This window comes from Polynucleobacter sp. MWH-Spelu-300-X4, from assembly GCF_018687515.1.
Classification (GTDB): Bacteria; Pseudomonadota; Gammaproteobacteria; order Burkholderiales; family Burkholderiaceae; genus Polynucleobacter.
Genome location: NZ_CP061294.1, coordinates 1,058,804 through 1,083,510, shown reverse-complemented (window position 1 = coordinate 1,083,510; position 24,707 = coordinate 1,058,804). Strand labels below are relative to the sequence as shown.

At 41.2% G+C, this 24,707-nt stretch carries 30 protein-coding genes and 1 tRNA gene; 17 read left to right on the top strand and 14 right to left on the bottom strand.

The genetic code is table 11. From position 1 onward, the window contains the following. Positions 1-15: 15 nt before the first annotated feature. The 3 genes from ICV01_RS05630 to ICV01_RS05620 all read right to left on the bottom strand — a co-directional run bounded on the left by ICV01_RS05630 (position 16) and on the right by ICV01_RS05620 (position 2,144). Complete coding sequence (locus tag ICV01_RS05630) at positions 16-798, bottom strand: UDP-2,3-diacylglucosamine diphosphatase (RefSeq protein ID WP_215286522.1); 783 nt, start codon at positions 796-798, stop codon at positions 16-18. A gap of 5 nt (positions 799-803) precedes the next feature. Then, the gene (locus tag ICV01_RS05625; protein ID WP_215286521.1) at positions 804-1,307 is read right to left on the bottom strand and encodes a peptidylprolyl isomerase; all 504 of its coding nucleotides are present in this window, start codon (positions 1,305-1,307) and stop codon (positions 804-806) included. Positions 1,308-1,385: 78 nt separating this feature from the next. Next, positions 1,386-2,144, bottom strand: coding sequence for a M48 family metallopeptidase (locus tag ICV01_RS05620; protein ID WP_215286520.1), 759 nt, complete (start codon positions 2,142-2,144; stop codon positions 1,386-1,388). A gap of 141 nt (positions 2,145-2,285) precedes the next feature. Here ICV01_RS05620 and cysS point away from each other — a divergent pair, with 141 nt between their 5' ends. Genes cysS through tilS form a run of 4 tightly spaced genes read left to right on the top strand, consistent with a single transcriptional unit; the run spans position 2,286 to position 6,667 of the window. Further along, positions 2,286-3,692: a cysteine--tRNA ligase gene (gene cysS, locus ICV01_RS05615; protein ID WP_215286519.1), complete on the top strand. Its 1,407-nt coding sequence runs from the start codon at positions 2,286-2,288 to the stop codon at positions 3,690-3,692. After that, complete coding sequence (locus ICV01_RS05610; protein ID WP_215289156.1) at positions 3,692-4,360, top strand: DNA-3-methyladenine glycosylase; 669 nt, start codon at positions 3,692-3,694, stop codon at positions 4,358-4,360. The genes cysS and ICV01_RS05610 overlap by 1 nt, the downstream gene beginning before the upstream one ends. A 53-nt stretch (positions 4,361-4,413) precedes the next feature. Next, positions 4,414-5,385 (top strand): acetyl-CoA carboxylase carboxyltransferase subunit alpha, encoded by a 972-nt coding sequence (locus ICV01_RS05605; protein WP_215286518.1) that lies wholly within the window; start codon positions 4,414-4,416, stop codon positions 5,383-5,385. Continuing rightward, complete coding sequence (gene tilS / locus ICV01_RS05600; RefSeq protein ID WP_215286517.1) at positions 5,351-6,667, top strand: tRNA lysidine(34) synthetase TilS; 1,317 nt, start codon at positions 5,351-5,353, stop codon at positions 6,665-6,667. The genes ICV01_RS05605 and tilS overlap by 35 nt, the downstream gene beginning before the upstream one ends. Here tilS and ICV01_RS05595 read toward each other — a convergent pair. Together ICV01_RS05595 and ICV01_RS05590 are read right to left on the bottom strand one after the other, a co-directional pair. After that, complete coding sequence (locus ICV01_RS05595; protein WP_215286516.1) at positions 6,664-6,978, bottom strand: DNA-binding transcriptional regulator; 315 nt, start codon at positions 6,976-6,978, stop codon at positions 6,664-6,666. The two genes, tilS and ICV01_RS05595, sit on opposite strands and share 4 nt — an antisense overlap. Then, complete coding sequence (locus ICV01_RS05590) at positions 6,965-7,318, bottom strand: type II toxin-antitoxin system RelE/ParE family toxin (RefSeq protein WP_215286515.1); 354 nt, start codon at positions 7,316-7,318, stop codon at positions 6,965-6,967. The genes ICV01_RS05595 and ICV01_RS05590 overlap by 14 nt, the downstream gene beginning before the upstream one ends. A 274-nt stretch (positions 7,319-7,592) precedes the next feature. Here ICV01_RS05590 and ICV01_RS05585 point away from each other — a divergent pair, with 274 nt between their 5' ends. From ICV01_RS05585 to ICV01_RS05555, 7 genes are all read left to right on the top strand, one after another. Beyond that, positions 7,593-8,843 (top strand): aspartate kinase, encoded by a 1,251-nt coding sequence (locus tag ICV01_RS05585; protein ID WP_215286514.1) that lies wholly within the window; start codon positions 7,593-7,595, stop codon positions 8,841-8,843. A 48-nt stretch (positions 8,844-8,891) separates the two neighbouring features. Beyond that, a tRNA-Ser gene (locus tag ICV01_RS05580) sits at positions 8,892-8,984 on the top strand. A 161-nt stretch (positions 8,985-9,145) separates the two neighbouring features. Continuing rightward, positions 9,146-11,002: a dihydroxy-acid dehydratase gene (gene ilvD / locus ICV01_RS05575; RefSeq protein ID WP_215286513.1), complete on the top strand. Its 1,857-nt coding sequence runs from the start codon at positions 9,146-9,148 to the stop codon at positions 11,000-11,002. A gap of 111 nt (positions 11,003-11,113) precedes the next feature. Then, complete coding sequence (locus tag ICV01_RS05570) at positions 11,114-12,700, top strand: HD domain-containing phosphohydrolase (RefSeq protein ID WP_215286512.1); 1,587 nt, start codon at positions 11,114-11,116, stop codon at positions 12,698-12,700. Next, positions 12,697-13,521, top strand: coding sequence for a GGDEF domain-containing protein (locus ICV01_RS05565; protein ID WP_215286511.1), 825 nt, complete (start codon positions 12,697-12,699; stop codon positions 13,519-13,521). The genes ICV01_RS05570 and ICV01_RS05565 overlap by 4 nt, the downstream gene beginning before the upstream one ends. A 20-nt stretch (positions 13,522-13,541) precedes the next feature. Then, the gene (locus ICV01_RS05560) at positions 13,542-14,843 is read left to right on the top strand and encodes a glycosyltransferase family 2 protein (protein ID WP_215286510.1); all 1,302 of its coding nucleotides are present in this window, start codon (positions 13,542-13,544) and stop codon (positions 14,841-14,843) included. Further along, positions 14,840-15,778 (top strand): hypothetical protein, encoded by a 939-nt coding sequence (locus ICV01_RS05555; RefSeq protein WP_215286509.1) that lies wholly within the window; start codon positions 14,840-14,842, stop codon positions 15,776-15,778. Before ICV01_RS05560 ends, ICV01_RS05555 begins: the two co-directional genes overlap by 4 nt. 88 nt (positions 15,779-15,866) lie before the next feature. On the opposite strand, the gene ICV01_RS05550 is transcribed toward ICV01_RS05555, so the two are convergent. The 4 genes from ICV01_RS05550 to ICV01_RS05535 all read right to left on the bottom strand — a co-directional run bounded on the left by ICV01_RS05550 (position 15,867) and on the right by ICV01_RS05535 (position 17,405). After that, positions 15,867-16,037 (bottom strand): hypothetical protein, encoded by a 171-nt coding sequence (locus ICV01_RS05550; RefSeq protein ID WP_215286508.1) that lies wholly within the window; start codon positions 16,035-16,037, stop codon positions 15,867-15,869. Positions 16,038-16,178: 141 nt separating this feature from the next. Further along, on the bottom strand, positions 16,179-16,649 hold the full coding sequence (gene gpt / locus ICV01_RS05545; protein WP_215286507.1) for a xanthine phosphoribosyltransferase: 471 nt from the start codon (positions 16,647-16,649) through the stop codon (positions 16,179-16,181). Then, complete coding sequence (locus tag ICV01_RS05540) at positions 16,646-17,005, bottom strand: hypothetical protein (protein ID WP_215286506.1); 360 nt, start codon at positions 17,003-17,005, stop codon at positions 16,646-16,648. Before ICV01_RS05540 ends, gpt begins: the two co-directional genes overlap by 4 nt. 4 nt (positions 17,006-17,009) lie before the next feature. Beyond that, positions 17,010-17,405, bottom strand: coding sequence for a YchJ family protein (locus ICV01_RS05535; RefSeq protein ID WP_215286505.1), 396 nt, complete (start codon positions 17,403-17,405; stop codon positions 17,010-17,012). Between the two features lie 107 nt (positions 17,406-17,512). Between ICV01_RS05535 and ICV01_RS05530 the strand changes: the two genes are divergently transcribed. Further along, entirely contained in the window at positions 17,513-18,220 is a 708-nt protein-coding gene (locus tag ICV01_RS05530; protein WP_215286504.1) for a VOC family protein, read from the top strand. A gap of 4 nt (positions 18,221-18,224) precedes the next feature. Further along, complete coding sequence (locus tag ICV01_RS05525) at positions 18,225-18,827, top strand: 1-acyl-sn-glycerol-3-phosphate acyltransferase (RefSeq protein WP_215286503.1); 603 nt, start codon at positions 18,225-18,227, stop codon at positions 18,825-18,827. Here the strand turns inward: ICV01_RS05525 and ICV01_RS05520 are convergent. After that, complete coding sequence (locus ICV01_RS05520) at positions 18,796-19,218, bottom strand: HIT family protein (RefSeq protein ID WP_215286502.1); 423 nt, start codon at positions 19,216-19,218, stop codon at positions 18,796-18,798. The two genes, ICV01_RS05525 and ICV01_RS05520, sit on opposite strands and share 32 nt — an antisense overlap. 77 nt (positions 19,219-19,295) lie before the next feature. On the opposite strand from ICV01_RS05520, the gene ICV01_RS05515 reads away from it, so the two are divergent. From ICV01_RS05515 to ICV01_RS05505, 3 genes are read left to right on the top strand one after another with little or no spacing between them, the layout of a single operon-like run. Beyond that, positions 19,296-19,883: a YqiA/YcfP family alpha/beta fold hydrolase gene (locus tag ICV01_RS05515; RefSeq protein ID WP_215286501.1), complete on the top strand. Its 588-nt coding sequence runs from the start codon at positions 19,296-19,298 to the stop codon at positions 19,881-19,883. A 54-nt stretch (positions 19,884-19,937) separates the two neighbouring features. After that, positions 19,938-21,068 carry an NADH:flavin oxidoreductase/NADH oxidase gene (locus ICV01_RS05510; protein WP_256440688.1) on the top strand — a complete coding sequence of 377 codons (1,131 nt, stop codon included), beginning with the start codon at positions 19,938-19,940 and terminating at the stop codon, positions 21,066-21,068. After that, a complete protein-coding gene (locus ICV01_RS05505; protein ID WP_215286500.1) occupies positions 21,034-21,996 on the top strand; it encodes a DUF3108 domain-containing protein in 963 nt (320 codons plus the stop codon). Before ICV01_RS05510 ends, ICV01_RS05505 begins: the two co-directional genes overlap by 35 nt. A gap of 3 nt (positions 21,997-21,999) precedes the next feature. Here ICV01_RS05505 and ICV01_RS05500 read toward each other — a convergent pair whose 3' ends face one another. Genes ICV01_RS05500 through ICV01_RS05485 form a run of 4 tightly spaced genes read right to left on the bottom strand, consistent with a single transcriptional unit; the run spans position 22,000 to position 24,239 of the window. After that, a complete protein-coding gene (locus tag ICV01_RS05500; protein ID WP_215286499.1) occupies positions 22,000-22,383 on the bottom strand; it encodes a CoA-binding protein in 384 nt (127 codons plus the stop codon). Between the two features lie 3 nt (positions 22,384-22,386). Further along, the gene (locus tag ICV01_RS05495) at positions 22,387-23,451 is read right to left on the bottom strand and encodes an acyltransferase (protein ID WP_215286498.1); all 1,065 of its coding nucleotides are present in this window, start codon (positions 23,449-23,451) and stop codon (positions 22,387-22,389) included. Then, a complete protein-coding gene (locus ICV01_RS05490) occupies positions 23,436-23,873 on the bottom strand; it encodes a hypothetical protein (protein ID WP_215286497.1) in 438 nt (145 codons plus the stop codon). The genes ICV01_RS05495 and ICV01_RS05490 overlap by 16 nt, the downstream gene beginning before the upstream one ends. 18 nt (positions 23,874-23,891) lie before the next feature. Then, positions 23,892-24,239: a BrnA antitoxin family protein gene (locus tag ICV01_RS05485; RefSeq protein ID WP_215286496.1), complete on the bottom strand. Its 348-nt coding sequence runs from the start codon at positions 24,237-24,239 to the stop codon at positions 23,892-23,894. Between the two features lie 344 nt (positions 24,240-24,583). Between ICV01_RS05485 and ICV01_RS09120 the strand changes: the two genes are divergently transcribed. After that, positions 24,584-24,706, top strand: a complete 123-nt coding sequence (locus ICV01_RS09120; protein ID WP_256440687.1) for a hypothetical protein — start codon at positions 24,584-24,586, stop codon at positions 24,704-24,706. The last annotated feature ends 1 nt before the right edge of the window (position 24,707 follow it).

Here is a 24,707-nt window from a genome sequence, read left to right as displayed (position 1 = left end):
GTTAATCGATAAATACTAAGATCTAACAAGATCTAATACTTTGATGCCCTCAGAGGTGATGCTTAATGCGTTGCCTTTGGGTAGCACAGTTTCAGGGTGATCAAAATCCCAATCCGATAAGACCCAGCGTTCCCATGATTGGCCGCCGAGGCTTTCTTGGTGGTAGCCAGGGCGATGAGTGTGTCCGTGAATTAAATGGTTGCAGTTGGTCATTGCCACTAATTCAGCAGTGGCATTGATGGTGACGTCACCTTTTACTTTGACAACATCTGGGGTGAATCGTTGTGCTCGATGGTATGTGGCTGTACTTTTGCTGCGTAAATTACTTGCTATGGCAACTCTCAGAGCTGTTGGTAATTTAAGAAATAACTTTTGCACCCAAGGTTTGCGTACGCATGAACGATAGCGTTGGTAGTTAACATCGGCTGTACAAAGCAAATCACCATGAGTTAGCAACCAAGTTTTTCCAGCAATGGTCATTACTTGGGGGTCTCTTAAGATTTCTAAGTTAGCTTTTTGCGAGTAATGAGTACTTAATAAAAAGTCACGATTGCCATGCATGAAGTAAACCTTAGTACCCGCTTGACTAAGGGCTCTAAGCTTTTGTGCCACTTCAAGATGGAATGGAGATTTTGCTTTGGCATCATCGCCAACCCAAAATTCAAATAAATCACCCAAAATAATTAAAGCTTCATGAGCGCGCGCTTCATTTTCAAGAAATTCAAAAAAACGTTGGGCCGTCCTAGGCATGGACGGTGTGAGGTGAATATCAGAAATGAGAACGGCGCTCGCGTGCATCTTAATTACTCTTCCAAAATAGTTGCTTCGATGATTGTTACATCTTCTTTTGGAACATCTTGATGAAAGCCTGAGCTGCCAGTTGGTACTTTGCGAATGGCATCAACCACATCTAAGCCATCAGTCACTTCGCCAAAAACAGCGTAACCCCAACCTTGAGCTGTAGGTGCTGAGAAGTTAAGAAATGCGTTATCAACTGTATTAATAAAAAATTGAGCTGTCGCAGAGTGAGGATCGCTAGTGCGAGCCATTGCAACAGACCCACGTTTGTTTGGTAAGCCGTTGTCTGCTTCGTTATCAATGGGTGCGCGTGTTGATTTTTGTTTCATGCCAGATGTCATGCCACCACCTTGAATCATGAAGTTACCAATCACACGATGGAAAATGGTGTCGTTGTAATGGCCTGAGCGAACGTACTCTAAAAAGTTGGCGGTTGATTTAGGGGCTAATTCATCATTCAAATCTAGAGTGATGTTACCCATGCTAGTTTTTAGTAGTACTTTTGCCATGTTAGGTCCTTTTTTAAGCTAAATAAAATTGAAAATATAAATACAGCGATTGTTTGAGATTGTAAAAATAATTAGAAATTAATTCAGAATCTGAGTGGCTAATTTCATCTTTCTTTCACTACTTATGAGTCGTTTATTGAGTGAGTAAGCTTTGCCGTAGGCTCTAGCAGCCAAACGTGTGTAAACGTCGCCTAGGTTTTCTAAGGCGGCTGGAAAAGCAGGTTGAACCTTGAGGGCAAGCTCAAGGTACTCTTTAGCTTGATCTAGGTTGCCTGATTGCGCATGAAGAACCGCTAGATTGTTATAGGGTTCAGGAAGCTCAGGGAACTGTTGGGTGAGTTCTAGCAATGTTTTTTTAGCAGCCTCTATTTCACCCATTTCGATTTGAATTCGGGAGCGGATGAATCTAAGTTGAACATTCCTAGGGTTGCTAGCTAGTTCTTTATCAATGGCGGTAATCGCTTCAGGGTATTTTTTATCCCCAATTAACTTATAAATATCTTGCGGAATAGCATTTTTGTTCTTAGGTTCAGGTACTTTTTGTAAAACAATGAAAGGTGATGCTAAAGATGGTTGCATTTGCGCTGATTGAACCGCATTGCCATTATTTTCAAAAGGAGAAGGGTCAGATTGGGCGGCAAGTCCTGATTTGGTCGGCCTAGATATGTTCGAGCCAGTCGATGTGGTAGTTGAGCCTGGGAGCTGAAGTGCCTGTGCTTCAGCATTTTTTGCTGGTAATGTGGCAGTTAGAACCAATGCTCCAATAAGGCTAGATGCCCATAGGGAGAGCATTAAGCGTTTTTTTAAGGGGTTGGGGCGATAAGTTGGCTGTAGCATGATTTTGAAAGAATTTGTTATTTGAATTAGCTATACTCAACAGTCAGTCTAACAAAAAGAGTTGAGTTCTCATAATAAGACTTAAGACAGCACTAAAAGCAGTAGCAAAATACACTATTAATAAAAATTTAAATTTCCCCTATGTTGCAGATTTTTAATACGTTAACGCGCAGTAAAGAAACCTTTGTTCCGATTGAGCCTGGCAAGGTGAAAATGTATGTTTGCGGGATGACGGTCTATGATTACTGCCATATTGGGCATGCGCGTGTGATGGTGGTGTTTGATATGGTGCAACGTTGGTTGCGTGCTTCTGGTCTAGAGGTTACCTATGTCCGCAATATTACTGATATAGATGACAAGATCATTAAGCGCGCGGTTGAAAATAAAGAAACAATTAAGGCTTTAACCCAACGTTTTATAGATGCCATGCACGAAGACGCTGATGCTTTGGGGATTGAGCGTCCTGATCACGAGCCAAGAGCTACTGAATATGTGACGCAGATGCAAGACATCATTACTCGTTTAATTAAAAATAATTATGCCTATCAGGCTGATGATGGCGATGTGAACTATGCGGTGCGCAATTTCAAAAATTATGGGCGCTTATCCGGCAAATCTTTAGATGATTTACGTGCAGGTGAAAGAGTGGCTGTTGCTACAAGTAAGCAGGACCCTTTGGATTTTGTGTTGTGGAAATCTGCTAAAGAAGATGAGCCCTCTGATACCAAGTGGGAGTCTCCATGGGGAGTGGGTCGTCCAGGTTGGCATATTGAATGTTCTGCAATGAGTTGCGATTTATTAGGTAAAACCTTCGATATTCATGGCGGTGGGGCTGATTTGCAGTTTCCGCATCATGAAAACGAGATTGCTCAAAGTGAAGGTGCTTTTGCGGCAGAGACAGGTAAACCTTTTGTGAACACTTGGATGCACAATGGTTTTGTGCGTGTGAACGAAGAGAAGATGTCTAAGTCATTAGGCAATTTCTTTACGATTCGTGATGTGTTGAAAGAGTTTGATCCTGAAGTAGTGCGTTTCTTTATTCTGAAGGCGCACTATCGTAGTCCTTTGAACTATAGTGATGCTCACTTGGAAGAAGCTAAACAGGGTCTAACGCGTTTGTATAACGCCTTGGCATCTGTGGAAGATATTCCCAATTATGGTAAGGCAAGTACTTGGCGAAGTCGGTTCGTTACGGTAATGAATGATGACTTTAATACGCCAGAAGCGATTGCCATTTTGTTTGAATTGGCAGCCGAGGTAAATAAAGCTAGTGGTGATGAAAAAAGAGATTTAGCTAGAGAGTTAAAGCAGTTAGCTAGATTTCTGGGTTTATTGCAAAGAGATCCCCAGGCGTTTTTACAGGCTGGTGGTGGCAGTGACGTGGCAGAGAATGATACGGTTGCTATTGAAGCCGCTATACAGGCTAGAGCTGACGCTAAGCAGGCCAAAGACTTCGCTAAGGCAGATCAGATTCGCCAAGAACTTTTGGCGAGCGGCATTGTTTTAGAGGATAAGCCTGGTGGTGTGACTTTGTGGAGACGTGCTTGATGGTGACAAAGGTGGCTAAAAAGACTGCTAAGTCAGCAGGCGAGCTATTGGCACCTGATTACTGGGAGGACGCTTGCGCAGCATTGATGAAGCAGGATCGCATCATGCGCAAGATTATTCCCAAATACCCTAAGGCTGAGTTCTTGAAAACTAGAGGAGATGCTTTCCAGACCTTGGCAAGGGCTATTGTGGGGCAGCAGATTTCCGTTAAGGCTGCTCAGTCGGTATGGGATAGGGTATTAAAAACAACCAAGCACTTCACGCCATCGGCTGTTCTAAAGCTCGAAATGATGCAACTGCGAGAAGCAGGCCTTTCAGTTCGAAAAGTGGAGTATATGAAGGATTTGGCTCAGCATTTTGAGAATGGCGGTCTTCATGCCGCTAATTGGGATGCTTTGGATGATGAGACGATTATTGCTGAGTTAACGGCTATCAGAGGAATTGGCCGCTGGACAGCAGAAATGTTCCTCATTTTTTACCTGATGAGACCAGATGTGCTTCCTTTAGACGATATTGGGCTCATTAAGGGCATTTCTGTGGCTTATTTCAGTAAAGAGCCTGTATCTAGGAGTGAGGCCAAAGAAGTGGCTGCCAATTGGGCGCCCTGGCGTACCGTTGCGACTTGGTATATGTGGCGTAGTATGGATCCTATTCCTGTCGAATATTGATCTTTTTGACCGAATGTTAGGCACCTACCCTAAGAGATATTAGAATAGAGCCCATGAAAATTACTTTCCTAGAATTTGAACAGCCGATCGCGGAACTCGAACAAAAAATTGAAGAGTTGCGTTTTGTGCAAGATGAGTCGGCTGTTGATATCTCAGAAGAGATCAATAAGCTATCCGAGAAAAGCCAGCTTTTAACTAAAGACTTGTACGCGCGTTTAACGCCTTGGCAAGTAGCCCAAATTGCACGTCATCCGCAACGTCCTTACACGATGGATTATGTGAATAACATTTTCACGGATTTCCATGAGTTACATGGGGATAGAAACTTTTCGGATGACCAGTCGATTATTGGCGGTTTAGCTAGATTTAACGGTATGCCTTGCTTGGTCATTGGCCACCAAAAAGGCCGCGATACCAAAGAGCGCGCTATGCGTAATTTTGGCATGAGCCGTCCCGAAGGCTATCGTAAGGCGAAGCGTTTGATGCGTTTGGCTGAAAAATTCAACATCCCTGTATTCACATTTGTTGATACGCCAGGCGCTTTCCCAGGTATTGATGCTGAAGAGCGAAATCAATCCGAGGCTATTGGTCATAATTTATTTGTTCAAGCTGAATTAAGGGTGCCTATTATTTCCACCATTATTGGTGAGGGTGGTTCAGGTGGTGCGCTAGCGATTGCGATGGGAGATGTGGTGCAGATGTTGCAATACGCGACATACTCAGTTATTTCCCCGGAGGGGTGCGCTTCTATTTTGTGGAAGACTGCCGAAAAAGCGCCTGAAGCTGCCGAGCAATTGGCATTGACAGCACATCGTTTAAAAGCGTTAGGTTTGATTGACAAGATTGTTAGTGAGCCATTGGGTGGTGCGCATCGAGATCATGCTGGTATGGCTACGATGTTAAAACGGGCCTTGGCAGACTCATTGCGTCAGTTCCAAACAATGGGCGTGGATGAGCTACTTGAGCGTCGTCATGAGCGCTTGATGAGCTATGGCAAGTTCAAAGACACTAATCAAGAAAAGTAAGTCACTAGCGTCTGCTAAATTGGCAGTCGCTTTTAGTGGTGGTCTGGATTCCGCTGTTTTATTACATGCGACCGTCATGGCTCATGGCGCTCAAAATGTGTATGCCTTTCATGTACATCATGGTATTCAGAAGCAGGCAACGAAGTGGCAAAGACATTGTCGGCAGGTGGCTGCAAAGTTGGGTTGTCATTTTGATACAAGAAATATCCAACTATCTCATTCTTCCAATATAGAGGCGCAGGCTAGGGAGCATCGTTATCAAGCCTTGCGCGAGATGTGCCAAGTGCATCAAATTGAAAATCTCTTAGTGGCGCATCATCAAGATGATCAAGCTGAGACCATTTTGATTCAGCTCATGCGTGGATCTGGCTTAGCTGGTTTGTCGGGTATGCCGCCATTGAAACAAGCTAAATCTAGTCAAATTTATATTTGGCGGCCATTTTTGGAGTTGCGTAAGGAAGAGCTTGAAGCCTACGCCAAGGAAAATCAATTAACTTGGATTGAAGATCCAAGTAATCAAGACGAGGCTTATCGTCGTAATGCGATTAGAAAAACATTGTTGCCTCAATTAGAGGAAGTTCAGCCAGGCGCTATTCGTAATCTAGCTCGAAGCGCTAGGCATATGGCTGAAGCGCAAGAGTTATTAAATCATTTGGCTGATATTGATTTGGGTTTAATTGAAAGTGCAAAAGGTTTATCAAAAACTAATTTATTGAGACTCTATAAAACTAATCAGCCTAGAGCCAAAAATGCTTTAAGGCGTTGGCTGAGTAGGCAGGACTTGGCGTATCCCAGTGAGGAACGGTTAACTGCTTGGTTTGTTGATTTGCAACAGGTGAGAAAAGATGCTCAATTGCAGTGGGAGCATGATGGGGTACTCATTCGTTTGTGGCGTGAACATCTTTTTGTGGAGAAAGTTCGAGAACCCAAGCAAAGCAAACGAACTGAGTCAAACCACCCAACTGGCGAATGGGCTTTTAAAAAGTTGCCGGCCAAAAGTAAAAAAGTTGGAATAGCGGCAGATCGTTTTAACGAGGCGAAGAAAAAAGGTTTAATCAACACCATGGAAAGGCAGGGTGGTGAGAAATTTAAAGTTCAAATTAATCGCCCTAGAAAATCGCTTAAGAATCTCTATCAGGAAGCGAGTATTCCGCCTTGGCAAAGAGATGTGCCTCTGCTCTACATTGGAGATGAATTAGTGGCTGTAGCTGGTATTGGTATCAGCGCTGATTGGCAGAGCGTGGAAGGGCCAAGAATTGGTCTTGAGTGGTTATCTAGTTAAATACTGGCAATCATCTCTAGGGTTTGGGGATACTTGGATACCAACTTAATGATGAGTGCAGCTTGAGCATTTGGTTTTGCTCGACCTTGCTCCCAATTTTCAATTGTTCTTGGATTTGTTCGGATAAAGTTGGCAAACACTGGTAGAGATAGTCCTAATTTCTCTCGCAGGGATGTTAATTCGCTGACGGTGATTTTAGGGGCTGGCTTTACTGGTACTTTATATTTTCTAAAGGTAAGTTTTCCTGAGCGTTCTTTTTCTAAAGCGTTTAGGCCTTCTGATAATTCTGAGAATAGATTACGTTTTTTCATAATTGGACCTTAATTTAATTTCTCTATCTAGGAGCTCTTTTAGTTTTTTCTTTTCTGCTTGGGTTAGATCTGACATTTCATTTTTGTTGTAAAGGGTAAATAAATAAAATTGAAATTTGTTAACCCGCCAGTAGTAAATAATTCTTATGCCACCTCTTTTACCTTTGTTTCTTAGGTGGTCTACAAATCTTAACTTTCTCAATCCACCTGTACCTTGAATCACATCTCCGGCAATCGGGTTCTGGATGAGTAGTGTTTGTAGCTCTCTGTATCCATCGTCATCAAGATAGTTTTCTCTTAGCTTGCTAAAAATTGGTAACTCTATAAAGATTGCATCCATTTTTAAATAATACGCAATCTGCGTATATATTACACCTATTTTGAAAGTAGGGAAATTAATTTGGTAAATGTGCAAGGAATAGCAAAATGATTCGCATCAAAAAAGAGAATTGCTCTCAGGTTAGATTGATTAATGGGTTCATTTATTTTTTTATTAGAGTGGGTTTTTTAGGATGTAACTGAAATTCTTAATAGATCTAGCGGTTAACGTGTAAAATCACAGTTTTGCTATTTTGCGCACCCTTGTGGTGCGATTTTTACGATATTTTCAACACATGGCTCTAATTGTTCATAAATACGGCGGTACATCGATGGGCTCGGTTGAGCGCATTCAGAATGTGGCCAAACGAGTTGCTAAGTGGATGAAAGCTGGCCATCAAGTGGTGGTTGTGCCTTCAGCTATGTCAGGTGAAACTAACCGATTGTTAGGTCTTGCTAAAGAAATTAATGCGAACCCTGACCCACGTGAGCTAGATCAAATTGCTTCTACAGGTGAGCAGGTCAGTTCAGGTTTATTAGCGCTTGCCTTGCAAGCTCAAGGTGTTCCTGCTGTCAGTTATGCGGGTTGGCAAGTAGTTATTAAGACAGACTCTTCTTATACTAAAGCTCGTATTCAAGGTATTGACGGCGATAAAGTTAAGGCGGATTTAAATGCTGGTAAAGCCGTAGTGATTACAGGCTTCCAGGGTGTGGACGAGAAGGGGAATATCACAACCCTAGGTCGTGGTGGTTCTGATACGTCTGCTGTGGCTGTGGCTGCTGCGTTAAACGCTGATGAGTGTTTAATTTATACGGATGTGGATGGTGTTTATACAACCGACCCACGTGTGTGTGAAGATGCACGCCGTTTAGACAAAATTACTTTTGAAGAAATGTTGGAAATGGCCAGCTTGGGTTCAAAAGTATTGCAAATTCGTTCGGTTGAATTTGCTGGTAAATATCGCGTTAAAACACGCGTACTATCATCTTTAACTGATCCAATGATGCCACTCGAACAAGAAATGAATTCGGGTACTTTGATTACTTTCGAGGAAGAAGAAACTATGGAAGCTGCTGTCATTTCGGGTATTGCTTTCGCCCGCGACGAAGCAAAAATTACTGTATTGGGCGTGCCTGATAAGCCAGGTATTGCATATCAAATTTTGGGTCCGATTGCGGATGCCAACATTGATGTGGATATGATTATTCAGAATCAATCTGTTGACGGTAAGACTGATTTCACATTCACAGTGCCACGTGGCGACTATCAAAAGGCTTTGGATCTTTTGAAGGGTAGCGTACAAGGTCACATTCAAGCTAAAGAAATTTTAGGTGATCCAAAGGTATCTAAAGTTTCTGTTGTGGGTGTGGGTATGCGTTCTCACGTAGGTATTGCTAGTCAAATGTTCCGTACGTTGTCAGAAGAAGGTATCAATATCCAGATGATTTCTACAAGTGAAATCAAGATTTCAGTCTTGATTGATGAGAAATATATGGAGCTAGCAGTACGTGCGCTTCATAAAGCCTTTGGATTAGAGCAAAAGTAATTTAAAATCTATGTCGTTTCATGGTTAATTAACTATGAAGCAACATAAGGAGACGTGGCCGAGTGGTCGAAGGCACTCCCCTGCTAAGGGAGCATCTGGGCAAAACCTGGATCGGAAGTTCGAATCTTCTCGTCTCCGCCAAAACAATAGGTAAATAAAAGGGTTGGATATATTCCAACCCTTTTTCCTAGGTGGTTTAGGGTTTGATGGGGTGAGATAAATATTCCCATCCTGCTGTAATATCCTTGTTACTACCTTGAGCAATTCAAGAACACATTGAGAAATATTAGGGAGCTTTTAATATGCCTGCTTATCGTTCCAAAACATCTACTGCTGGCCGTAATATGGCGGGTGCTCGTTCTTTATGGCGAGCTACAGGTATGAAGGATGCTGACTTTAGTAAGCCAATCATCGCAATAGCCAATTCATTTACTCAGTTTGTTCCTGGTCATGTGCATTTGAAAGACTTGGGTCAATTGGTTGCTCGTGAGATTGAGGCTGCTGGTGGTGTTGCTAAAGAATTTAATACCATCGCTGTAGATGATGGTATTGCTATGGGACATGATGGCATGTTGTACTCATTGCCTAGTCGAGACATTATTGCTGATTCTGTTGAATACATGGTTAATGCGCACTGCGCAGATGCTTTGGTATGTATTTCTAATTGCGACAAAATTACGCCGGGTATGTTGATGGCTGCTATGCGCCTAAATATCCCAGTTATTTTTGTTTCCGGTGGTCCTATGGAAGCAGGTAAGGTTCGCCTAGCTAATCCTGATACAAAAACAATCGAAGTTAAAAAACTTGATTTGATTGACGCTATGGTGATGGCGGCTGATAGCAAAGTATCAGATGCTGATTTGGCTGAAGTTGAACGTTCCGCCTGTCCAACTTGTGGTTCATGTTCAGGCATGTTTACAGCTAACTCAATGAACTGTTTGACTGAAGCTTTGGGCTTGTCTTTGCCGGGTAATGGCACTGTAGTTGCTACGCACGCTGATCGTGAGCAATTATTTAAGCAAGCCGGTCGTCAAGTTGTTGAGCTATGCAAACAATACTATGAACAAGATGACGAATCTATTTTGCCTCGTGCTGTTGGTTTTAAGGCTTTTGAAAATGCGATTGCTTTAGATATCGCTATGGGTGGATCTACTAATACGATTTTGCATTTGTTGGCGATCGCTCAAGAAGCAAATATTAATTTTACGATGGCTGATATTGATCGTATGTCAAAGGTGGTGCCTCAGTTATGCAAGGTAGCACCTAATACAAATAAATATCATATTGAAGATGTGCATCGTGCCGGTGGCATCATGGCTATTTTGGGCGAGTTAGATCGTGCGGGCAAATTACATACTGATGTGCCAACTGTGCATGCTAAAACTATGAAGGATGCTTTAGATCAGTGGGATATCGCTCGTAACCCTAGTAATGCAGTAAAAACATTTTATATGGCGGGTCCTGCGGGAATACCTTCTCAGGTAGCCTTTAGCCAAAATACTCGTTGGCCAAGTTTGGATGTGGATCGTGCTGAAGGTTGTATTCGATCCTTAGATCATGCTTTTAGCAAAGAGGGTGGTTTAGCAGTTTTGCATGGCAATATTGCTTTAGATGGATGTGTTGTTAAGACTGCTGGCGTTGATGATAGCTTGTTGGTTTTTGAGGGGCCTGCTCATGTGGTCGAAAGCCAAGATGAAGCAGTGGAGAACATTTTGAATGATCAAGTTAAGGCTGGTGATGTAGTGATCGTTCGCTATGAAGGACCTAAGGGTGGTCCTGGTATGCAGGAAATGTTATATCCAACAAGTTATATTAAATCTAAAGGTTTAGGTAAAGCTTGTGCTTTATTAACAGATGGACGATTCTCTGGCGGTACATCTGGTTTATCGATTGGACACTGTTCACCAGAAGCTGCTGCTGGCGGTACGATTGGCTTGGTGCGTAATGGTGATCGTATTCGAATTGATATTCCTAACCGCACAATTGATGTTTTGGTGAGTGATGAGGAATTGGCTAAGCGCCGCACCGAACAAGATAAGCTGGGTTGGAAACCAGCTAAACCTCGTCCGCGCAAAGTATCTGCGGCATTAAAGGCTTACGCAATGTTGGCAACTAGTGCGGACAAGGGCGCCGTTAGAAATCTAGATTTACTAGATTAATCGGTACGTTTGACCTATGAAAATAAAAAAGAGTCTGAGGACTCTTTTTTATTTGCTAATGAAATTCATCAATATATTTGAGAATTAATTATTAGGGCGTAAACTGGAAAGATGACAGCCAGTAACTTTAATGAGCCTGAGTTTAATCTTCGTTACCGCCGACTTTTTGAGACGGCGCAAGATGGCATATTGATTGTTGATTTTGAGACTGGAAAAATCGACGAGGCTAACCCTTTTTTGTTGGACATGTTGGGCTATGAAGCTAGTGAAATTGTAGGGCGTCAATTGTGGCAAATTGGCGCTATAGTCGATAAAGATTTAGCCGTTCATGCATTTAATGTATTGCGCGAAAAAGGCTACATTCGTTATGAAAATCTCCCTTTAAGGCATAAAACTGGCAATGTGATTGATGTTGAGTTTGTTAGCAATGTTTACGATGTGGGTGAGGCTAAAGTTATTCAGTGCAATATTCGAGATATCACCTCTAGAAAGAAAAGCGAACGTCAGCTAGCTATTAGCACCTTAACTCAAGAGAAGCAAAATTGGGCTATTTTGGCCTATGCTCAGGCGGCAATGGCTCTATCTCATGGGAGATCGCCAGCAGAGTTGATTAATGATGTTTGTAATGCCATTGTTAGTCAAGCGCCTTATGTGGTGGCGTGGGTCGGTATGGCTGATGCTGACATTGATAAAACAGTGCGTGTTGCAGGCGTAGCTGGGCCTTCAAAATCTTATACGGATGGCTTGGTGGTCAGTTGGTCTGAAGATACTTTGTCGGGCAAGGGGCCTGTTGGTAGCTCGATTCGATTAGGACAACCAGTCATTATTTTAGACGGTGATATAGATCCTAGGTTTGAGCCGTGGAGGGCACGTGCAAAATCATATGGCATACGTTGTATTGTTTCTGTCCCTATTAAAAGCGCCGAGGCCGTTATTGGTGCTTTGGCTGTATATTCAAAAATCCCTAATGCATTTAGTGATAGTGAAGTTCATTTGTTTGAGAATTTAGCTAATGAGATTGGTTATGGTCTAAAGGCAATCAAAGACCAAGAAAATTTATCTGTAGAGATTGAAGGTAAGGAAAAAGCGCAAAATCAACTCTTATTAGCCTTGAATGCAACTATTGAAGCCATGTCTAAAACCATGGAGTGGCGTGATCCTTATACGGCGGGCCATCAAAAACGGGTTGCTAAGATTTCTACCATTATCGGTAAAAAAATGGGTTTAAGTGAAGATCGATTGCAAGGTCTTTATATGGCAGGGCTTGTACATGATATCGGCAAGGTGGCTGTTCCATCAGAAATTCTAACTAAGCCAACGACCTTGAGTGATCTGGAAAGAAAAATGGTTCAGGAGCATGTTAATTCTGGATATCAAATTCTGAAAGATATTCCGTTTTCGTGGCCTATTGCTGATGTGGTGCATCAACATCATGAACGTATGGATGGGACGGGTTACCCTTTGGGGCTTAAGGGTGATGAAATTCTTTTAGAGGCAAGGATACTGGCAGTTGCTGATACGATTGAAGCGATGGGTTCTCATAGGCCTTATCGACCAGCTCAGGATTTAGATGTTACTTTTCGAGAGTTACAAAAGATGGCCGGGAAAGGCTTAGATCCTCAAGTTGTTCAGGTGGCCCTTGAGTTATTCAAGGATCCTCATGTTGTTGATGAATTGCTAAGTAGGCGAGCCATATGAAGTATTGGGGCATGTTTCTTTATGTGGTTTCCTTGGTTGTTCAGCTAGCTTCTATATTGCTAGTGCTTCATTTATTCAGAAAAGTGCGTTTTTATAAGGTTGCTTATTTGTGCCTAGTTTTAGCATTATCTTTGATGATGTTTGAACGGGTTGAGCCTTTAATTGAATGTTGTGTTTTCGGATCTTTTAATACCTTTCATGTATTAATTTCTGGTTTTGTCTCCATGTTTTTATTGATGGGAGTTTTGGGGGTAAGAGAAATTATTTTGCTTGCGGAAAAGCAAAAAGATAAATTAGAAAAGATTAGTAGAACTGACTATTTAACCGGTGTTGCTTCTAGGTTTGAAATAGAAGAGCGGATTGAATCTGAGTTTCAAAGAAGTTTCCGTGCCGGACACTCCACTTCGTTATGCATGATTGATATTGATCATTTTAAAAATGTTAATGATGTTTATGGACACCCGGTGGGGGATCGTGTTTTAAGAGGGTTGACGGATATTTGCCGTATAACTTTGCGAGAGATTGATGTAATTGGCCGAGTTGGTGGAGAAGAATTCTTGGTAATGCTCCCTGAGACAGATGCTGATGAGGCGTTTAAGGTGGCTGAGCGTCTTAGACTTGAGGTCGCTAATCATGTTTGTGCTCAGGCAGAGGCCGGCGAGGTGAGGATTCAAATTAGTATTGGCGTGAGTACATTTAGTCCTGAATGCCGGTCTGATTTAAGTGCGCATCAATTAATGAGGGAGTATGTAAGAAGGGCTGATGAGGCCATGTATAAAGCAAAGCAGGCGGGGCGTAATCAAACGCAGTGTTGGAATTGATTTATTTTTAGGCGACTACTATGTATCTTAAAGTTAGAAGTAAATTTTTATTTTCTTTAGCCATTGCCATTATTTGGACTGGTTTTTCTATATGGGCTGGTCAGTATTGGTTTGAGGATTTATCTAAAGTGGTCGGAGAGGGTTTGGCTGCTTTCCTAATCGCTTTTATTGCAATTGTCCCAGGCTTTATGAATGCTTTTATGTTTTCTAGTCTTGCATTGGATAAAAGGCCTGCGCGTAAACATTTAGATGTTTACCCTGATTTATCTATCTTGATTCCTTGCTTTAACGAGGAGTCTTATGTAGCTCAAACAATTGAGAGCGTATGCAAGCAGGATTACTTGGGAAAAGTTGAAATCATTGTTATTGATGATGGCTCAACTGATCAAACCGCTTCTATCGTGGCCAACTTAGAAAAAACAATTCCAAATTTAAGATTAATTCCACTGCCCACTAATCAAGGTAAGGCAGCAGCTCTTAATTTGGGATTAAAAAGATCGATGTACGATAAGGTGATCACTCTCGATGCAGACTCGTATTTATATAAAGATGCATTAGCCAGAATTGCTGAACGTTATGCTTGCGATCCAGCCGGTACTTGCGCTATCGCAGGCACAACGCTTGTTCGTAATTCTAGAGATAATTGGTTAACCCAATCACAAGAATGGGATTACTTTCACGGGATTGCAACTGTTAAGCGAGTTCAATCTCTTAACCAAGGAACGTTAGTTGCTCAAGGTTGTTTTTCTCTTTACGACAAATCAAAGTTGTTGGAAGTGGGTGGTTGGCCAGATACCGTTGGTGAAGATATTGTGTTGACTTGGGCTTTGTTGGAAAAGGGATACCGCATTGGATATTGTGAAGATGCTGTTGTCTTCACTGTAGTACCTAGCACGTTGGGAGGCTTGGTTCGTCAACGTCAACGTTGGGCTAGAGGCATGATTGAGGCCTTCAAATTTCACCCAGGCATATTATTGAAGCCTCGTTTATCCACTTTCTTTATTTGGTGGGATTTACTTTTCCCATTGATGGATGTGACATTTACATTCGCATTTTTGCCGGGAGTTATTTTAGGTTTATTTGGATATTATTGGATCGTTGGTCCAATGACCTTGAGTCTTTTCCCGATAGCCTTTTTCCTTAATTGGATTATGTTTCATACTGAAACAAGAATGTTTGAAGCGCAAGGATTACATGTAAGGAAAAATATTTTAGGGTTTTTAATCTATCTTTTGCCGTATGGCATGATTTTGCAGCCTGCAGCTGTTATTGGTTATGTTTATGAAATATTGGGTTTAAGAAAAGAATGGGGAACAAAATGAATTTATTAAAAAAATCCTCATGGCTGGCAACATTACTATGTGTTGGGTTGTCATCTGCGCATGCTGAAGAAGCTAAAAAAGATTGGGGCTTGATAGCTCCTACTGTATTCGCATCTCACGATAGTGATAATTTTGATGTGGTGAAAGTTGGGGCGGGCCTTTTGCCGGTATATCAGAATGGGCAGGACTATTGGGGTGTGAGTGCCGCTAGAAATTTTTATTCTGCCCCTGATTGGTCGGCTGTTGGTTCTCAGCTTAGTTTGGTTAAGCGGGATATCAATCCTCAAAATGGCCTTGGACATAATTTGAGTCTTGGGGTGAATCGTATTTATGACCGCGATTTATTAACGGCTGATTTAAATTATTCGGCGATGCTAAATGCGACTACAAACTATGAGGCATTTTTTACAAGAGATCGCGTTGAAACTAAAAACTCCTTAATGGGTGGTATCGCTTATAACTTTTATGGCGCTAGCATTGAAAATCGATTTGCGCCACGGTGGACTGCAGTAGGATTTTTGGGGCAACAGCAATTCACGGATGACAATATTAGAAACCATGTGCGCGCAAAATTAATTTATGACCTGTTCCCTGTAGAAGGAGTTAATGTTCAGTTGCGCCATCGTCAATATCACGATAGTCATGATTTAACTGGTAATTATTTCAACCCTAAAAATTATCAAGAGCAGATGTTAGCTTTGGGTATGAGAAGAAGGCTTAATGATTGGCAGCTATCTGGTTTGATTGGTCTAGGTCGTCAAAAAATCTCTGATGACCCACGCACAACCACTCGTTTAGTAGAGTTTGAAGGAGTTAGTCCAATAGCTAATAAAGTATTTCTACGAGCTAAGGCTGGGTATTCCGAGAGCGCTGGTTTTAATGGACCTAATTATAGGTATGAGTACTTCCAGGCTGATTTAATTTTCCCTTTTTAACTTCAGAATTCCCAATAAAAATGGGCCTGATTATTAAAAATGAGGTCCATTTTGCTAAATTTGCCCTATCTGGGGTGATATTGAAGGGTTATGCGTAGGCGGCCATGTAGCTTAAGCCTTGGCGCCATTCAGCAAATGCTGCTAGCTTTGGCGGTAGCTCTTTGATTGCGCCAATCAATAGTAACCCTTTGTTTTTATTCAATTCTTTGCACAAAACAACGAATTCGTCGTCTGATAAGTGATTAAAACCGTATCGCATTAAGGCTTCCTTATAAAGTGTCCTTATGCCCATAACGGCTTATCTTTGGGTTTGGTTGACGTCTTTTTAAAAATATCTCAAATTTTGAGCATTTTTGGGGTTTTTGGGCTTTGGGAAGATCAGGTTGTCTTAAAGAGTAAGTTACCTTGGATTTGATTCCCAGGGAAATATGAGCCACTGGTGTTGCTGAAATTCTTGCACATACGTGTTGGCATAGGCTTTGCCAGCGGGTTTGGCGTATAGGGTTGCGAAGTGAGCTTTAGGCAATAAGGCTTTGGCAAAAGCAGCTGTTTCCCCGCTATCAACCAAGTCATCAATTAATAAGAAATCAGCGCCATCTCCATCGATACTTTTGATAACTTCAAGATCTGACTGCTTGGCATAAGCCCCAGCTTTTTTATTCTCATAACTGCTGATGCAGATAGTATCGATAAATCGAATATTTAACTCTTGTGCAATAAGTGCCGCTGGAATAAGGCCCCCACGAGTAATCGCCACAATCCCTTTCCAGTCCGCGAGATCTTCTAGTTGTTTTGCTAATAATTTTGCATGAAGATGTAAGTCACCCCATGAGATATAAATTTCTTCATGGTTTGAGGGGGAGGTGCTCATTTCTCACTCATGGCTTTATAGATGCTAGGGAAGCAAGTTAAGAAAATATAGCTAGCATATTGTTCTGGTTGCATTTGATCTAATGCGTTATAAATTTCTTCTCTAATTAGCCCAATGGTGTGAGAGTCTGTTTTGGAAAGGGCATCGACTAAACGTTGAGCGATAGAGTCTGTTTCTAAATCAACCCCATGATTGACCTTAATTTCTCCTAAAAAAGCCCCGTAGGTGCTGGCAAATTGCATATCTGCAACAAACCCTTTATGAAGACTCGGGTGTTGTTGAGTCAATAGAACCGCTTGTTTTTGGCAGTCTAAAAATACTGCACGCATTTTCTGGAGGATTTCTTGTTCGTTCATGGTTTTATTTTATATCGGGGAAGCTACCGTCAACGTAGACCCATTGTCCATCCTCTATGATGAAACGGCTAATTTCATGAAGGCGGTAAGCTTTACCATTAACTTTGTAGACGGCAATAAATTCAACTGTGGCGGATTTTTTGTCGGAAGATTCATTAAAATTTTTAACGATGAGCTCTAGCCATTGTGTTTTATCGGATGGTTCAAATAATGGGGCTGCGGGGCGTTGATCTTTTTGCCAAGTTTTTAGAAGATAAGATTCATTTTTTAGAACATAGGCACTATAGCGAGAGCGCATTAGTTTTTCAGCATCAGGCGCTAGCGCCTGTCCCGAATGATAGATGCCACAACATGCCTGATAGGTATTTAGGCCGCAAGGGCATGTTTGAGAGAGTTTCATGAATAAGTTCAATAGTTGTGCTAATAGGGTTATTGTATGTTGCTTAATAATGGTGGTTAAATCATGAGCGTATAGATAACAATATTCATTTTTAAGAGGTTAAATTTTTGATACTCGCTGAGTTGGATCACATTATTGTTTATGCCGCTTCTTTGGATGAAGGTAAAGCCTGGGCGAAAGATGTGCTTGGTGTTGAATTCTCAATAGGGGGATCCCATTTTTTAATGGGAACGCACAATCTTATTATGCGTATCGATAGTGATGATTTCCCAAAAGCTTATTTGGAAATTATTGCGATTGACCTAGAGGCACCGGATCCAGCTGTTGGTGGTGTGAGATGGTTTGATATGGATTGCCCAACTTTGAGTCGTCAAATAACTAAGTCTCCTAGATTAATTCATTGGGTGGTAAGAACCCAGCAAATACAAGAAGCAGTTGATGAATTGCGACGTGTTGGTATCGATCGTGGAGATATTCTTTCTGGTTCTAGGATGTCTAACTATGGATTGTTAGAGTGGCAAGTTACAGTTAGATCTGATGGCTGGCGTTTGATGAATGGGGCATTGCCTACTTTGATTCAGTGGGGCGTTACTCATCCAACTGAAAGTATGCCTGCAAGCTCTCTAAAATTAAAGAATGTTATCTTGCATGTTACAACGGAAGAAGAAAAAATATTAATTGAGGAGATTCTGGGGAAACTTCATTTGGTTCATGCTGACACGTCACTCATTAAAGTGGAGGTATTGCATACCCATGGGTTGTCGGTCGATATTGAGTCTCCTCAAGGTTTAGTGCGTTTGAGAGGTTATGATTAAACCTATGTCTGAAAAGTTACCTATTCAATTTAGAGGAAATCAGCTGGCCGCCAGAATTTTAAAATGGCTAGGTTGGTCTTTTCAATTCAATGGTTTACCTACGCCAAGAGGCGTCATTGTGGTCTATCCGCATACGTCAAATTGGGATTTTTGCATTGGCGTCTTAGCTAAGTGGGCGATGGGGATACAGGTTACATTTTTAGCAAAACATACTTTATTTAATATCCCCGTGCTAGGAGCATGGTTGAGGTATTTGGGCGGCATGCCTGTTATTCGTTCTAGCCCTCAGGGTTATGTAGATGATTTAGCGCAAATGATGCATGCTAAAAAATATGCATGGATTGTGATTACTCCTGAGGGAACAAGAAAGTACACGCCTGGTTGGCGGAGTGGTTTTTATCGTTTGGCCTTAAAGGCGCAAGTGCCTATTGGGGTTGCCTATATAGACTATAAGCATAAGCAAATTGGGGTAACTAAATTTTTCATGCCCGCAGGGGATGAGGTCGCCGATCTAAATATGATTCGTGAGGTATATGAGGGGCGAGAAGGTTTTCATCCCGCATCTGCCGCCCCAATTATTTTTTGGAAACCCCCATCTGCACCGTAATTTTTTCAGCTAATTGCTGAAGATGTTCCATGCCGGGTTCTTTTCTAGGCCAAATCAAATCTACCCCATCATTGTTGAAGCGAGGTACAACATGCATGTGTACATGAGGTACGGTTTGCCAGCCTGCAGGCTTGTTGGTTTGTAAAAGGGTGATGCCATCAGGTTTAAAAATATCTTGCACAGCTTGAGCAAGCTTTTTTGCTGTCAAAATTAGAGCTTTAGCGCTTTCATCATCTACTTCTAAAATTGTTTCGTAGGGCTGTTTGGTGGCGACTAATACATGGCCATTATTGACTGGTCCAGCATCCATGAAAGCAAATACCCATTCGTCTTCATATACTTTGGCACAAGGAAGTTCCCCGGAAATAAGTCTCTCAAAAATAGTGGGCATGATTTCCTTTCATATTTAAATCTTTTAACAAGTGAATATATTAGTGCTAAAAGTTAATTATGGTTTAAGCTTTTAAGATGCATCTATTTGTTTATTTACATGGTTTTAGGTCGTCCCCATCCTCCGCTAAAGCGCTATTGACTAGAGAATCAATCGATAGATTAATGGCTGAAGGTGTTGATTTGGCCTGGTATGGACCGCAATTGCCACCGTCGCCTAGTTTGGCAATCAAAATGGTGACTACTTTTATTGAACAGCAGAAGTATCAAAAGTTATCCATCATTGGATCTTCTTTAGGTGGTTATTACGCGACTTATCTTGCCGAACGTTATGGGAGAAATTGCTTAACGACTCTTTTAAATCCGGCGGTTGAACCCGCTCGAGACTTGGAGAAATATATTGGGGAGCAAACATCTTGGCATGATGAGGAGGTTTTTTATTTTAGAAAAGAATATATACAAGAATTAAAAGATTTATATATTTCTAAAATTACTTATCCTAAACGGTATCAACTATTGGCAGCTAAAGATGATGAAGTCTTGAATTATGAAGAAATGGTACGTAAATATCCTGGCGTTTATCAGCATATTTTAGAGAGTGGCGGGCATGCTATTTCCAATTATTCTGACTACTTAAGCAAAGTTTTGGAATTTCATTTAGATTAGACGCCTATAAGAATTTTCTTCGTAGTAATAGCTGTAAAAATAAAGGAGTCATTTGTGTCACAAAAAAGCCAACTATTTTCAAAATTACATTTAAGTTCACCGCGTGGTGGAATTGATTTAGATAATCGGGTAATTGTTGCGCCTATGTGTCAGTATGCATCTGAAAATGGCTTAGCTAGTGATTGGCATTTAATGCACTGGGGTAATTTGCTAAATAGTGGTGCTGGCATGTTCATCATTGAGGCAACTGCTGTGGTGCCGGAGGGGCGTATTACACCGCATTGTTTGGGCTTATGGGATGACCAAACTGAGGCTGCTTTAGCTGATAAATTGCATAGAGCTAAAGCGTTAGCGCCCAAAGTGCCTGTATGTATTCAGTTGGCGCATGCTGGTCGCAAAGCATCTAGTGCTGCTCCCTGGAATGGCGGTCAATTGCTACCCCCTCAAGCGGGTGGTTGGGTAACAGTGGCTCCATCAGCTTTACCTCAATTAGAAGCAGAAACATCTCCGCATGCATTAACGGTTGATGAAATGAATGCTATTAAGTTGGCTTTCGCAAATGCAGCTAAGAGAGCGGATCGTATTGGAATTGATGCCATTGAATTGCATGGAGCACATGGTTATTTAATGCATCAATTTTTATCCCCCGTAGCGAATAAGCGTGATGATCAATACGGCGGTTCATTAGAGAACAGAATGCGCTTTCCTTTGGAAGTATTTAAAGCTGTTAGAGAGGTATATGCAGGAGTTTTAGGTATTCGTGTTTCAGCCAGTGATTGGATGGATGAAGGTTTAAAGCCTGAAGAGGTGGTTCAATTTGGGAAGCAGTTAAAAGCTTTGGGTTGTGATTTCATCCATGTTTCTTCAGGAGGCATTTCTCCTAAACAAAAAATTGCGCTTGGGCCTAATTACCAGGTGCCATTTGCCCAATTAATCAAGGCTGAGACTGGTTTAACTACATTTGCCGTCGGCATGATTACAGGCCCTCAGCAAGCGGAAGATATTTTGTCATCAGGACAAGCTGACGCGGTGGCTTTAGCAAGAGCTTTCTTATATAAGCCTCGCTGGGCTTGGGAAGCTGCTGGAGTTCTGGGGGGTAAAGTAGCAGCAAATCCTAGATATTGGAGATGTTTGCCAAAAGAGGCCCAGGATGTTTTCTTGGATATACATATGGGGCAACGTTAATGAGGTTTTATTTAGTTTGAAAAGATATTTACCTCATCCATTCATTCTCGCGATTCTTTTATCGATTATTTTGCATGGTTTGGTAAGTGTCTCTTTCAGATTGCCCGATTTTTCTGCGGCGGATGCTATTCCTGATGTAGTCATTAAAACAAAAATTCAATCAGCCCCCATCGCTAAACCTAAAGAAAAAGTTAAATCGTTACAGGATTTATTAAATGAAGTTGTTTCTGCTGATGAGCAGGAGCGGTCTGATCAACTGGCTGATGAGTTAAAGGGACAAGCTTTTCAATTGCCGCCGTCCGCCAAAGTGGCTTACTTTGGTTTTGTGAATAGTGGTGAAGTAGGTGTGGGACAAATTGATTGGCAATTGAAAGGCCAGGCTTATCAATTGTCAATTAGTGTGCCAGTACCATTTTTGGGCCAATTTACATTCACCAGTACTGGAAAGATTGATTCATTTGGTGTGGCGCCTGATTTTTATGAGGAAATTAGGGGGAGTAGAGGTACGCGTTCTGTGAACTTTATGCGCGACCAACGATTGGTATCTTTTTCAACTAATCAAGAAACTAGTTTTATGCCGCATGGCACTCAGGATCGTTTTAGTGTCATGCTTCAATTAGCAGCTTTGGTCGCGGGCAATCCATCCATTGATCAGAAAGGAGTAGCTCGAGAAATTCCAATGGCTACTATTGATAAAGTTGAAATCTGGACTTTTGTCAGTATGGGGGACGAACAACTGGATGATGTTGATGAAAAATACAAGAGTACTAGGCACTTCCTACGTTTACCAAGAGATAAGGAAGATAAACGTCGATTTGAGGTTTGGTTAGCAAAAGACGCGCTTTACTTACCTGCCAAAATTAAACAAACGGAGGTGAGCGGTACAACATTTGAGCTGCGCATTAAGAGTTTGGATTTTCAACAATAAAAATTATTGCGTATTTCTATGTTCAACTTTAATGCAATGATCCATGACTACTTTTAAGCCATGGGACTCTGCGTAATTGGCAGCTTCTTGATTAATGATGCCTAGTTGCAACCATAAAGACTTGGCGCCAATTTTGACAGCATCTTTTGCAACATCTAAACAATCTTCCGGTTTTCTAAATACGTTCACCATGTCTACTTTTTCTGGAATGCTGAGAAGGTCTGGATAGCAGATTTCACCTAGAATCTGAGAGCATTGAGGATTGACAGGAATGATTTTATAGCCTGCTTGCTGCATGTAACGCGCTACATCATATGATGGGCGTGTTGGTTTATCTGATAAACCAACAACAGCAATGACGTGTGTATCTTTTAATAATTGTTTCATATGTTATTTTGGGTGTGTGGTATTGCGTTGCTCAATGAAACGGTAAAAAACAGCTGCAAATATTAGACTGCTAATCGCAGAAAGCCCCATGCCAAGAAGATTCATTTCTGGATTGTGGGGGTAAAGATTTGAAAAAAGAGCGCTGAACAATAGAGATATGGGGAAGTGCACTAGAAATATCGAATATGACATTTTCCCTAGGGAGGCAATTGGATTTGCCCAAATGCGTGCATTGATCCATTGTTGCTGGTAAGTGATGCAGAGTGCGATAGCCGTAATTAGTGAAATTAATATCCGCATCCGGAAGTTGAGATACAGGCTTAATGCAACCATGTCTGACAAGAGAAATAATAAAAAATAAGATGATTTTTCTTTGGCGATATAAGCAACCAAAACACCTAAACCATAAGAACTGAAGAAGTATAAGAAGGTTGTGTCTAGAGTTTCATTCAGATTAAAAATAAACAACGAAGCAATTGTGAGGGCTGTGATACCTCCCATGCTGATCGCATGAGTTCTGGCGTATGACCAGCTGGTAGGACTTAATTTTTCAATGAGGAAAACTAATAAAAGGCTAACTAAAAATAATTGGAAGTCTATTTCCACATACCAGAGCCCAGCTGATAAAGACTCATAGCCCAATAGGTTTTGTAGTAAAAATAAATGACTGGTTAATTGAGCGGGGTCTGGGGATGCTGATAAAGAGCTGTGTTGCATCCATCTGCTGGCGATGAATGAGCAAATAATTGCTAGTGTAATTGCGGCTAGATAAGGAATGACTAATCTTAGATATTTAGACCAAATAAATTCGGTAACACTTTTTTTGACGAAAACATTAGGCTTGCAGATAATTTGCCCAGTTAAAAACCCACCTATAACTAAAAATACAGAGACGGCCATGCGTCCGTATTCAAATAAAAAATCAATCACTCCTGGTATTAATGAATAGGCAGCATCAGACATCGGACCATAAAAAGCTAGATGGTGCGTTAGTATGAGTAGGCAGCAGATACCTTTCAAGGTATCAATGAAGCCATACCGAGAATGGTTTTTTATTGAATTGGCCATGCAATAGGAAGTTTTTGAGGTTTGCCTTCTTCAATTTTTATTTTTCGTTTTAATGGGCGTTTTTCAAAAACAAATTCCATGTTGTAGGTGCCTGGTTCTAGGTTAATAAGAAGAATTGGACCTTCACTCATAACGTTAAAAATAACTTTTTGTTTTTCATTTGTAATTTTTACTGCTACATCAGCAACCCAAAGTGATCGTTGTGGGTGGTCTTGTGAAAACTCTAGTGTTAGAGGCCATTTTTTGCCGAGTTCAATAATCGCATCAGATTCTTCACTACCGATTCCACCGGTGATGTATTGAATGCCCTGGTAATTTTGGCTTTCAGGAATATCCGCTTGCGCGAGACAGGTATTTATTCCAATTACAAATAAAGCACTAAAAAATAGAGCTTTGACAGATGTGGCTTGTTTAAGTTTCATTTTGGCTAGTTGGGTTGTTTATGCAGCTATTTTAGATCTGCTGCAAATAAGATTTCCCTGACTCATTCTCTTTTCAATTGATTTGATGGAATCAGACTCTTTTTTTATTTCCCCAAGGATGAGATTAATTAAGGTTTGCCAGCCGCTACCTTTTGACTTGTAGAAGGCAAGTGTTTCCCGGTCAATTCTTAGTGTGACTTGTTCCTTGGTGCCGCTACCTAGTGGGCGACCTCGACCACGAGATAACATGGGTTTTACTTTGTGCCACTCTTTATCTGTTAGTGGGTGAGAATCTGGGTCAGATTTTGCAGACTTCGTGATAGCCAAATCTTCTTTGCTTGTTAAGCTAATTAATTTCTTCTTCATATCTATCTATTTCACGGTTATTTGCTTTTCTTAAACTAATCATTCGTCTAGAAATTTTGCCTCGGATAAGGATATGCCGTGTTTATTAAGGTTGCTTTCATCTTTTTCTGAGTCAAACGTAAATTTCATTCTATTTATTGTAGTTACATTTAATTGATGAATCAATGAATAAATATAGCTACAAAAAATAGGGTTATTAAGTCTAATGCTGAAAGGGTTGGTTGAGTGAGAAGATCTCTAAAAAAGCTTTTTTATAAAATTCTTGACACTTTTTAAAAATACTGTATATTTATACAGTATTGAGGCTAAGCCTCGTGTTTAAAAGAGTTTAAAGGAGATCAATCATGAAAACTTTAATTGCAAACCCAATTTGGTCTGTTCTTAGCGGTTTGGTTATTTGGATGGTTTTTGCTGAAAAACCAGGTGAATGGCAACGTAAAGAGTGGATTTGTAGCCGCTCTGAGTAAA